Origin of the sequence: Alienimonas chondri (genome assembly GCF_013036045.1) — a bacterium.
In the GTDB taxonomy this organism is placed as follows: Bacteria; Planctomycetota; Planctomycetia; order Planctomycetales; family Planctomycetaceae; genus Alienimonas; species Alienimonas chondri.
On sequence record NZ_WTPX01000158.1, the window covers coordinates 1 to 10,613 of the forward strand.

The 10,613-nt window shown below is 66.7% G+C and carries 12 protein-coding genes; 11 read left to right on the forward strand and 1 reads right to left on the reverse strand.

Annotation, left to right across the window (positions count from 1 at the left end; genetic code table 11):
• Positions 1 to 27: 27 nt before the first annotated feature.
• From ilvC to LzC2_RS17870, 7 genes are all read left to right on the forward strand, one after another.
• The gene (ilvC, locus tag LzC2_RS17840) at positions 28 to 1,041 is read left to right on the forward strand and encodes a ketol-acid reductoisomerase (RefSeq protein WP_171189387.1); all 1,014 of its coding nucleotides are present in this window, start codon (positions 28 to 30) and stop codon (positions 1,039 to 1,041) included.
• 118 nt (positions 1,042 to 1,159) lie between these two features.
• On the forward strand, positions 1,160 to 1,423 hold the full coding sequence (locus LzC2_RS17845) for a hypothetical protein (RefSeq protein ID WP_171189388.1): 264 nt from the start codon (positions 1,160 to 1,162) through the stop codon (positions 1,421 to 1,423).
• A gap of 168 nt (positions 1,424 to 1,591) precedes the next feature.
• Entirely contained in the window at positions 1,592 to 3,973 is a 2,382-nt protein-coding gene (locus LzC2_RS17850; RefSeq protein ID WP_171189389.1) for a M48 family metallopeptidase, read from the forward strand.
• 125 nt (positions 3,974 to 4,098) lie between these two features.
• Positions 4,099 to 5,259 carry a (E)-4-hydroxy-3-methylbut-2-enyl-diphosphate synthase gene (gene ispG / locus LzC2_RS17855; RefSeq protein ID WP_194362427.1) on the forward strand — a complete coding sequence of 387 codons (1,161 nt, stop codon included), beginning with the start codon at positions 4,099 to 4,101 and terminating at the stop codon, positions 5,257 to 5,259.
• 908 nt (positions 5,260 to 6,167) lie between these two features.
• Positions 6,168 to 6,401, forward strand: a complete 234-nt coding sequence (locus LzC2_RS22405; protein ID WP_171189390.1) for an Imm17 family immunity protein — start codon at positions 6,168 to 6,170, stop codon at positions 6,399 to 6,401.
• A 202-nt stretch (positions 6,402 to 6,603) separates the two neighbouring features.
• Positions 6,604 to 6,864, forward strand: a complete 261-nt coding sequence (locus LzC2_RS17865) for a hypothetical protein (RefSeq protein ID WP_171189391.1) — start codon at positions 6,604 to 6,606, stop codon at positions 6,862 to 6,864.
• Complete coding sequence (locus tag LzC2_RS17870) at positions 6,861 to 7,280, forward strand: HNH endonuclease (RefSeq protein ID WP_171189392.1); 420 nt, start codon at positions 6,861 to 6,863, stop codon at positions 7,278 to 7,280. Before LzC2_RS17865 ends, LzC2_RS17870 begins: the two co-directional genes overlap by 4 nt.
• 34 nt (positions 7,281 to 7,314) lie before the next feature.
• On the opposite strand, the gene LzC2_RS17875 is transcribed toward LzC2_RS17870, so the two are convergent.
• Positions 7,315 to 8,532: a sialidase family protein gene (locus tag LzC2_RS17875; protein ID WP_185168679.1), complete on the reverse strand. Its 1,218-nt coding sequence runs from the start codon at positions 8,530 to 8,532 to the stop codon at positions 7,315 to 7,317.
• 186 nt (positions 8,533 to 8,718) lie between these two features.
• Between LzC2_RS17875 and LzC2_RS17880 the strand changes: the two genes are divergently transcribed.
• The 4 genes from LzC2_RS17880 to LzC2_RS17895 all read left to right on the forward strand — a co-directional run bounded on the left by LzC2_RS17880 (position 8,719) and on the right by LzC2_RS17895 (position 10,570).
• On the forward strand, positions 8,719 to 9,315 hold the full coding sequence (locus LzC2_RS17880) for a nitroreductase family protein (protein ID WP_315854732.1): 597 nt from the start codon (positions 8,719 to 8,721) through the stop codon (positions 9,313 to 9,315).
• A 126-nt stretch (positions 9,316 to 9,441) separates the two neighbouring features.
• On the forward strand, positions 9,442 to 9,750 hold the full coding sequence (locus tag LzC2_RS17885; protein WP_171189394.1) for a hypothetical protein: 309 nt from the start codon (positions 9,442 to 9,444) through the stop codon (positions 9,748 to 9,750).
• Positions 9,747 to 10,121 (forward strand): type II toxin-antitoxin system PemK/MazF family toxin, encoded by a 375-nt coding sequence (locus tag LzC2_RS17890; RefSeq protein ID WP_171189395.1) that lies wholly within the window; start codon positions 9,747 to 9,749, stop codon positions 10,119 to 10,121. The genes LzC2_RS17885 and LzC2_RS17890 overlap by 4 nt, the downstream gene beginning before the upstream one ends.
• 11 nt (positions 10,122 to 10,132) lie before the next feature.
• Positions 10,133 to 10,570, forward strand: coding sequence for a DoxX family protein (locus tag LzC2_RS17895; protein ID WP_171189396.1), 438 nt, complete (start codon positions 10,133 to 10,135; stop codon positions 10,568 to 10,570).
• Positions 10,571 to 10,613: the final 43 nt, after the last annotated feature.

Below are 10,613 nucleotides of genomic sequence, written 5' to 3' on the forward strand. Positions count from 1 at the left end.
CTCCCCAACCCCCCGCGAAGCCCCCCGATGGCCGCGACGATTTATTACGAAGACGACGCCGATCTGTCCCTGTTGGACGGCAAGACGGTCGCCATTCTCGGCTACGGCTCGCAGGGCCACGCCCAGGCGCAGAACCTGCGGGACAGCGGCGTGAACGTCGTCGTCGGCCAGCGGAAAGGCTCCGCGAACTACGACCTCGCCGTCAGCCACGGCTTCAAGCCCGTCAGCGCCGCCGAGGCCGCCGAGGCCGGCGACCTCGTCAACCTGCTCCTCCCGGACGAGGTGCAGGGAGACGTTTATAAGTCCGACGTCGCCGCGAACCTGAAGCCCGGCAACGTGCTGATGTGCTCGCACGGCTTCAACATCCACTTCAATCAAATCGATCCGCCGAAGGGCGTGGGCTGCGCCCTGGTCGCCCCCAAGGGCCCCGGCCACCTGGTCCGCAGCGAATACGAAGCCGGCGGCGGCGTCCCCTGCCTGATCGCTCTGGAAGAGATCGAAGGCACGAACACCGACGAAGTCCGCGGCCTCGCTTTGGCCTACGCCAAGGGCGTCGGCGGCACCCGCGGCGGCGTGATCGAAACGACCTTCGCCGAAGAGACCGAAACCGATCTGTTCGGCGAGCAGGCCGTGCTGTGCGGCGGCGTCTCCGAACTGGTCAAAGCCGGCTTCGATACGCTGGTGGAAGCCGGCTATCAGCCGGAAATGGCTTACTTCGAGTGCATGCACGAGCTGAAGCTGATCGTCGACCTGCTCTATCAGGGCGGCCTGAGCTATATGCGGTACAGCATCTCCAACACCGCGGAGTACGGCGATTACAAAACCGGCCCCCGCATCATCACCGACGAAACCAAGGCGGAGATGAAGCGCGTGCTGGAGGACATTCAGAGCGGCAAGTTCGCCCGCGACTGGATCCTGGAGAACAAGGCCAACCAGGCCAGCTTCAAAGCGACCCGCCGCCGCGAACGCGAGCACGGCGTCGAACAGATCGGCCTGAAGCTCCGCGAAATGATGAACTGGATCGACGACAAAAAGGTCTGACCGACCGTCGCGCCTTTCAGAGTCTCAGCGACCCGGACGCTCCCAAGCGTCCGGGTCGCTTTCGTGCGCTGCCAGCGGGATGATTTGGAGCGACGCCCACCGCTCCGCGCGACGACCGATGAATACGCACCGCATCATCAATCAGGACTCGGCCCGCGAGTACTTTCGTCAGGCCGGAACTGACGATCCGGTTTTGAAGACGATCGTGGGCAGAGCCTACATGAGACTGCTCAAGGCGTACTACCATTCCATCGATCATCGGCTCGAAGCGGATCTGGACCTGCGGTTCGTCGCCGAGGTCCTCGTCGATCTGTTCAAGGATCGTGACGTGATGAAGCGTATCCTGGAGGGCGAGCGGCCGGGGGCTTGGGACGACGATTGAGCTTCGGCGGAGGAAAGGCGTCCGCCCACCTGACCGGAGCGCCCCGCCGTTCCGGGAACCGTTGACGCGCCCGCGAACGCCCCCGGTACACTCGCGGTCGCCCGCCTGCCTTTGGCTCGTTCACAGACCGCTCGTTCGTCAGGCCGTATGGCCCCGCTCCCTCCACGGATGTCGCGTTCGCTGCCGCCGCGGGTCCGCGGGAAGAAGCGCGACCGCCCGCTCGCCGCGCCTGCCGGGCGGAAGCCGCCCCGGCCGCGGCCGCCCAAAAGGGCGTCGAAGCTGACGCCGAAGGACGTCGTCGCCGCGATTCAAAACGACGTCCGGCCGGTGCGAGCGTCGTTGGGATATCGAATCGTGGCACTGATCGCGGCGGCGGTCGCGTTGCTGTTGCCGATCGCCTATCTGGCTCTCATCGCAGCGGTCGGGTGGGCTACGTATTACCACTTCGCGGAGCACACCGCGTTGCTGAGCGCCGGCCGCGGTCGGCTGCAGATTCTCGCCGTGCTGCTGTATCTGTCGCCGGGGCTGGCGGGCGCCGCGGTGATTCTGGCGTTGCTCAAGCCGCTGGCGGCTCCGCAGGGCGGGCGGAGCCAGTGGCGGGTTCTGCATCGTACGAACCAACCGACGCTGTTCGTCCTCATCGACCGCGTCTGCGACGCCGTCAACGCCCCCAAGCCGGACCAGGTGCGGGTCGATGCGGAAGTGAATATGTCCGCCGGCTATCAAGGCGGGTTCCTGGGGCTGTTCGGGGGGAAGTTCGTCCTCACGATCGGCGTCCCGCTGACGGCCGGCCTGTCGGCGGCGGGATTCGCGGGGATCCTCGCGCATGAATTCGGTCACTTCGCCCAACGCGGCGGGCGGGGGCTGTCCGGGGCGGCGATGTCCGTGCAGTCCTGGCTGATCCGCACGGTCTTTAAACGAGATCGGGTCGACGAATGGATCGCGGAGGGATGCTCGGCGGACAGTTGGATCGCCCTGCCCTTCTGGTTGTGCGCAGCCTGCGTGTGGCTCGCCCGGCGGGCGCTGATCCTGTTGCTGTACGTCGCCCGAGCATCGACGGCAGCGCTCTCCCGGCAGATGGAATTCGACGCCGACCGCTACGAGACCCGTCTCGTCGGGGCGGACGTCTTCGCCGATTCCTCCCGCCGGCTCATCGAACTGAGCCTGGGCTACCGCGGGGCGATGTCCGAACTCGTGCCGGCGTTATTAAACGGCGCCCCGCCGGACGACCTGACGGCGCTCTGCGTGCACCACGCCCCGCGGCTCAGCGAGGAGGAGGCGTGCGAACTGGAGCAAGAACTCCGCGGCGGCGGGCTGTTCGACACGCTGTTCGTCTCGCACCCGACCACCGCCCGCCGGTTGGCCGCCGCCCGGCGGGAGGGGGAGCGATTGGAGGCGACCGGCGGCCCGGGGCTGACGCTGGACGGTCCGGCGATGCATTTATTCGGCGATTTCGCGGCGCTCTGCCGCGACGTCACGCTGGACAATTATCGGGCGATGCTCGGGCGGAGGCCGAACCCGAACGACCTCGCCCCCGTCCGCCCGCTCCCTCCGAACCCGCACCGCCCGACGGGTTCGCAGCCGAAGAAATCGCGGCGTTCCAAGCGTGTTCACGACGAATCGACCCGGCCCGCCGAAGACTCCGCCGCGTCGTCCCCGGACGCGAACGACGAGGAGATCGACGCCCCCTCGGTCCGCCTGCTGCCGTACGAGCGGGCTCACTTGGAGGCGCCGACGAACGAGAAGGCTCATCTCGCGAGACTGAAACAGCGGCGGGCCGACGCCGACGCCGCGGAGGGGCCGCTGCGGGACGCCGTGGCGAAACTGCACAAAGTCGGCGAGCGCCGCAGGAAGATCTTCGCCCGGCACGCGGGCGCCGCCTTCAGGCCCGCCGCCCATGCGGAGGCCGGCGCGGACCTGTTCACCCTGCGGAAAAAGCTTAACCAAGCCGAACTCGCCCGCGAGGAGGCGGAACTGGCCGTGCGGGACTGGGAGCAGGCTCCCGCCGACGCCCGCCTGCTGGCGCTCGACCTGTACGCCGCCCCGGGCGTCGCCGCAAAGCTGCCCGACCACGTCCTGCCGGGGATTGAAGAGCTGTTGACGTTCGCCTGCGCGACGCGTGAGGCCCGCCCGGCGGTCCGCGACATGCAGGACGCCGCCGTGCGATTGCAGACGGCGTTGAGGGCGGCGTCCGGCGAGAATGCGGTGCGGGGCGTCGTGTCGGAGATCGAAACCCGCCACGACGTGCTCTCGGGGGCGTTGCAGAGCATCACCAAGGCGCTGCTGGGCGTGACGGACCCGTTCACGTTCCCGACGGAGCCCCTGCCCAAGCCGGACCGCCCGCCCCGACCGCTCACCGACCGCCTGTCGACGCTCTCCGGCCTGGCCGCCGGCGACCCGATGATCCTGCTCTCCTCGGCGGCCCGCTGTCTGCACGAGCTTCGCGCCGCCGCCGACCACGCCGACCTCGCCCTCGCCGCTCGCGCGGACTGGATCGTGGGGCGGTTGAAGTTGGACGCCGCCCCGTCGCGGGACGCTGCGGCGGGGTGAACCCGAGGAACCGCGATCGGTAAGATGGGGGTCGGTTCCGCCTCCCCACGCAGTTCGCCCCCGTGTCTTTGCCCGTCCTTCCCTCCGCCCACACCCCGGACGACGGGGCGCAGGTGGGCGATGAATTGAAACAGCTGCCCCGCAATCCCACGCGGGCGGTGCGGGTGGGGTCGGTGACGGTCGGCGACGGGAACCCGATCGCCGTCCAGAGCATGACGGCCACCAAAACCCCGGACGTCGACGCCACCTTCGCCCAGGTCCGCCAGCTGCAAGAAGCCGGCGCCGATATTATTCGCGTCGCGGTCGACTCCAAAAAAGACGCCGAGGGCCTGCGGGCGTTGTCGGATCGTCTCAACGAAAACGGCACGCCGGCGAACCTGTCGGTCGATCTCCAGGAGAACTATCGGCTTGCGGAGGTCGTCGCCCCCTTCGTCGCCAAGCTGCGATATAACCCCGGGCATCTCTATCACCACGAGCGCGAAAAGCCGTGGCAGGAGAAGGTGAAATACCTCGCCGGGATCGCCGAGGAGCACGACTGCGCGATGCGCGTCGGCGTGAACTGCGGCAGCGTGGACCCGGCCAAGGCGGAGAAGTACGAGCAGGGCGACGACCTCTCGCCGATGCTGGAAAGCGCCCTGGATCACTGTGCGTTTCTCGACTCGATCGGCTTCGAGCGGTTCGTGGTGAGCCTGAAGGACAGCGATCCGGCGGCGGTCATCGAAGTGAACCGCCGATTCGCCACGGAGCGGCCGGACGTACCGTTGCACCTCGGCGTCACCGAAGCCGGCATGCCGCCGGAGGGGGTGATTAAAACCCGCATCGCCTTCGAGCAGTTAATTAGCCGCGGCATCGGCGACACGATCCGCGTGAGCCTGACGGTCCCCAACGACCGCAAGTACGAGGAGATCGACGCCGGCCGGGGCATTCTGGACGACATCAAACACGGCCGCGTCCGCAGCGTGGTGGCGTTCGACTCGAACGGCCTGAATATTATCAGCTGCCCGAGTTGCAGCCGGGTGGAGAACGAGGCCTTCGTGGACCTCGCCGCCGCCGTCAAAGAGATGACCGGCTATGCCAAACAGCACGCCGTGACGATCGCCGTGATGGGCTGCCGCGTGAACGGCCCCGGCGAAACCGACGACGCCGACTTGGGCCTGTGGTGCGCCCCGAACTTCGTGAATCTCAAGAAGGGCACGGAGCATTTAGGCCGCTACCCCTATGACGAAATCCTGCCGAAGCTAAAGGCAGAGTTAGATGCCGTGATCGCGAGCAAAACGGCGGTGTGACGCTATCTGCCTTACGGGTTCTTCTGCCCTGAAGCGTTGCAGATAGTCCGCCAGAACTGATGCCGACTGACGCTCTGGCCCGATTCGACTACGAAATCGGTGTAAATGCGTTCGAAGACCGGCGAGTACGGTAGACGATCTCTACTAGCGAGGGACGGCGCGTGTCGGTCGATCAGATCAGCGACCAATTCATCGACGCCTTGGAGCGGATCGGTATGGTGGCGGCTTTTATCTTTTTCTACCCGGAGATCTCCGTCTTTCTGTAATCGGCAGAGGCCTCGCCACAGTTCATTCTGACTGACGCCGACGCGACTCTCTGCGAGGAAGTCCCGGTAGAACTCATCGAAAGTATCCGTATACGGTAGCCGGTCCCGGGCTGGGATGTTCGGCCGAATATAGAGATTTGTGCAAACGTCTCTGAAGATGCGGTTCATCGCTCAGTCTGTAGCTGGGAGTTGTCGACATTTTACGCCTAAGAGCCCTTCGTGATAGAGGGAAAAATGGGACTTTTTAGTACACCGGGTGGTGGCACTGGCATCTTGGCAGTGCTGAGCGACGTGGACGAACCACGCGACGCCCGATCTGCGAACCGCGTCGCTCTCACTGGCGAGACGCCAGTGGCACACCGGGGAGTCGTTTCGGGGCATTCATGATCGCCCGTCGCTCGGCATGCTCACCCTGCGGCATGACGTGACAGAGCTGCCCGGCGCCGCTCACGCCGCGGTGAGAGCATGGCACACAGCGGGCAGGCGGCGCTGGCCCCCGCCGCTAGCCGGGCGGGGACGGGCGGACGACGTAGGACTTCTTGATCAGGGGACCCCTCCGTGGGAGTCGGTTCCCGATAAGATGACGCCGCCCCCCGACGCCGTCCCCAGTCTCAACGCTGACTATGCACCAAGGATAGGTAAGTGGATACCCTCTTCGACGATCCATCAGGCAACATTATAGGCTGGATTTGCGTCTTGACGGGGGCGTTTGCCATTTGCGGCGCAGTATTCCAGTGGGATTTTTTCATGAACCCCAGCAACCAGACATCACGTGCCTTGCGAGACTTTCTGGGAGCGTCGGGTTATCGCATCATTCAGACCGTACTTGGCACGGCCATGATTGCCCTTGGATGTCTCCTGAATTTCAGTCAGTGAGCGCCGACTGCCATTCGACGTTGGACTCGGGCCGGGTGGTTGGGGCAGGAGCGGAGCGGATGCCCCAGAACCAGTGACGCCCGAGCGAGGGCGTTCGACGATCAACCGTTCCGGGACATCCTCTCACTTCGCTCGACTCGGCAGCTGTGGCAGTCATCCGAACGCCTCTTGGAGCCCCGGCCGTCACGCCGTACCCTACGGCATGCCCGCCGCCCCGCCGCCGCCGATCGAACCCGGGGACGCCGCGACCGTCGCGGCGCCGGTGGGGTGGGTGCGGTCCGTGAGTGAACTCCGATTGCCGGACCGCACGGACCGGCGGTTGACGGAGTTAATGGACCGGAATACCGAGGGAACCCTCACACCCGCAGAACGGGATGAACTCGCCTCGTTGGTGGAGATGAGCGAAACCCTCGCCCTCGTCCGAGCGGACGCCTTCGGCCTGCTCGGCAGCGCTCCGGGGTGAGTGACCCCGGCGAACCCTCCCTGCTGGACGTCGTTCGTCAGCGGGCTGGCGATCGGTGCGAATATTGCCGGATGCACCAAGCGTTGCAGGGGGCGACCTTTCACGTCGAGCACGTTCGGCCCCGTTCCCGCGGCGGGGAGACCACAGTTGAAAATCTGGCTTGGGCCTGCCCCCAGTGCAATCTGCACAAGTCCGATCGCGTGCAGGTCTCCGATTCCGCGGACGGACGGTTCGTCCCGCTCTTCGACCCGCGTCGCCTCTCATGGACGGAGCATTTTCGGTGGGAGGGGGAAGCGATCATCCCCCTGACGGCGATCGGACGCGGGACAATCACGGCGTTGAATCTGAACCATCCAAGACGGCTCAAGATCCGTCAGGCTGAAGCCTTGTTCGCTCTCTTCCCTCCTGTCAATTAATGCATCGCCGAGCGCGTGGCTGGGGCGCCTCGCTCTAGCCACTCAACCGCCAGCGGGCTTGGCGGAGGACGGCGGCGTCAGCGTCGGCGGGGCGTTCGTACCAGACGGTCAGCAGCGTGCCGTCGTCGAGTTCCACCGTGGAGGGATAGCCGACGTCGGTCGACGGCGCGTCGGCGGAGATCGTCAGCGCAGCGGACCAGGTGCGACCGCCGTCGTCGCTGAAGCGGGCGCGATTGCCTATCGGTTGAAGACGATACCCGTAGGTCGTCAGCAAGCGTCCGCTCCGCAGTTTTAATAAGTGCGACGGATAGCCCTGAACGCCGATGCGATAAGGCGTCGCCCAGCTGCGGCCGCCGTCGTCCGAGTGCGTCTGCAGCGTCTCCCGGTTGTTCGCGGGGCTGTGGCTGCGAATATGAACGACCAACCGACCGTCGGGCGCTTCGACGGCGTGCAGTTCATGATAGTCCCCGAGGTCGTCCCCCGGTCGCGCGGGGATCTCGGCGAGCCACTCCCAAGTGAGGCCGTCGTCCGTCGACTGGGCGACGCCGACGCGACGGGGGGTCTGCCACAATTGCACGCCGGCATAGAACAATCGGCCGTCGGCCAGTTCGACCGGCCCGTGCGGGGCGTTGACGGGGACGCGGTATCGAGACGACCAGGAGCGGCCCCCGTCCGTGGAGCGAATCATCCAGGTTCCGAGTTCGGCGTGGCGTTCCTCCTCGGACAGCCGCTGCCGGGCGGCCTGCCAGCGGGCCAATTGCTCCGCCGGCCAGGACTCGGCGGCCTCCGCCCGTTTGAGAATCGGCTCCCAGGCGTCGGAGGTGAAGGTGGTGACGAGCAGCGTGCCGCGGGAGGTTTCGAGCACGCCGGCGTCCCGGTCGTCCGTCGCCGAATCGAGCAGCGTGCGCGGCCAGGTCCAACTCGCCCCTTCGTCGCGGGAGACCATCCAGTCCACCCGACCGAAGGGACAGACATGCGCCTCGCGTCCCCCGGAAAACACGAGAACCAGGTCCCCGTTCGACCGCCGGGCCAGCGTCGGCCAGCCGGCGTAGCGGCCCGGCTGCGGGCCGATCGTCTGCGTCGAGAGCACGGTCGCCGCCGGTTCGTCCTCCGCGGGTTCCTCCGTCGTCGGTACGTCCTCCACTGGTTCGTCCTGCGCCGCGGCGGCGCGTCGACCGACGCCCAGTCCGACCGTCGCGGCGGCCGCCCCCTGCAGCCACCGACGACGTTCCCAATGCGTGGACCGTTGCATCGCGCGGCGCACCAGATTATCCCGTCAAAGTTCGTTGATGAGTCTGCCGCGGGAGCGTAAACGCCTCCCGCAAGTGGAACAAGGCGACGTGGAGAACGCCCGAAGCGAATGCTCGAAGAACGAGTCCGTCGCTCGGCCGGCGTGGTATCTTGCTCGTCCCCGCCCCCGTGTCCCCGGAGTGTCGTCGTGTCGGAGTTGCCGAACGCCCTGCCTGTCCGCGAAGCGGATCATGCGATCGAACCGCTGTTTCTCAAGCGGTGGTCGCCGCGGGCGATGAGCGGGGAGGCGTTGGCGGAGGACCAACTGATGCGGCTGTTCGAGGCCGCCCGGTGGGCGCCGAGCACGTATAACGAACAGGAGTGGCGCTTCCTCTACGCCCGCCGGGAGACGCCGCACTGGACCGACTTCTTCAACCTGCTGGCCGAGCCGAATAAAGGCTGGTGCGGCGACGCGGCGGTTCTGGGGGTCGTGCTTTCCAAGAAGACATTCACGCGAAACGACAAGCCGAACCCGGTACACACCTTCGACTCCGGCTTGGCCTACCAAAACCTTGCCTTGCAGGGGGCGGCGATGGGGCTGGTCGTCCACGGCATGGCGGGGTTCGACTTCGACAAAGCTCGTCGGGACCTGAACGTGCCGGAGGACTTCGCCGTGGAGGCGATGTTCGCCGTCGGCCATCACGGCGACCCGGCCGATCTGCCCGAGGAACTCCGCGAGCGGGAAGAGCCGTCCGGCCGCAAACCGGTCGGCGAGATCGTCCGCGAAGGCAAGTTCTCGTTCTGACCGACGGGGCCGCGGCGCCTTGGAGCCTCGCCGGCGCTCGGACTGCTGCCCCAGCCGCCCGAGCGGCGACTGTCTCTATGCCGTTGCCGGGCGCCGCGACGCCGGTCGACCGACTATACTCTCCCCATGACCGCCCGCCTCACCGATGAACTGCGGGACGCCCTCGCCGCTTCGGCGGACGCGCCGGTGGAGGTTGAAGACGCCGCCACGCACCGGAAATACGTCATCCTGTCCGCATCGACTTATCGAGCGTTGCGAGCCGCCGCGGGCGCTGTTTGCGGGGGCACGCATGATGACGGGTTCGCCTCGCCCGCGGGCTACAGGATCGCCGAGGACACCTTGGCCGATGTGTGGGACGACCCGGGATTGGACGAGTACGCCCACGTCCCCGCAGCCGACGACGACGTTGAAACTGATAAAGGGGACGCGGCGTGAGCGGTTCGCCCCGCCCCCCCGCCGTTCATCGCGGGGACGTGGTGGTGTTGGACTGGGGTTACAGCGACGGAGGCGCCTCGAAGGTTCGCCCGGCCGTCGTGGTGCAGTCGGACGCGCTGAATCGCCGATTGACCGCGACCGTGCTCGCCGCCCTCACCAGCAACACGTCGCGGACGCACCTGTCGACGCAATTGCTGATTGAACAGAACACGCCCGCCGGTCGAACCGCCGGGGCGCTGCGAGACTCGGCGGTGACGGCGGAGAACCTGCTGACAGCCGACCGGTCGCTCGTCCTCCGGCGCATCGGCCGATTGACGTCAGCCCTGCTATCAGAGTTGGACGACTGCCTTCGCTCCGCACTGGGACTCTGACAGGCGCTCCCATGCTCCGTCTTCGCACTGCTGCTCGTTGGTCGCTGGCGGCGGCGTTCGTGGGGGCGGGATTGAACCACTTTTTTAATCCGCACTTCTATCTGTCCCTCGTGCCGCCGCAGTTGCCGGCGCCGGGGGTTTGGAACGCGGTCGCCGGGGCCGCGGAGATCGCCGGGGGGATCGGGTTATTGATTCCCTGGCTACGCAAAGCCGCGATGTGGGGATTGATCGCGATGCTGGTCGGCTTCCTGTGGGTTCATCTCGAAATGATCGTGAACCCGGACCGCACCGACGCGGGGCGGGCCGCGCCGCTCTGGCTGCTGTGGGCGCGGCTGCCGTTGCAGGGGGTGCTGATCGCCTGGACGTGGTGGGTCGGCCGGGAGGCGCCCAAGGATCACTCCCCTCGCCCCCCAGTTGAGGAACACCGGGGGGAGAGGGGTCGGGGGTGAGGGGGCTGGAATCGACCGATTGCCCTAAGAATCCCCGCTGCAT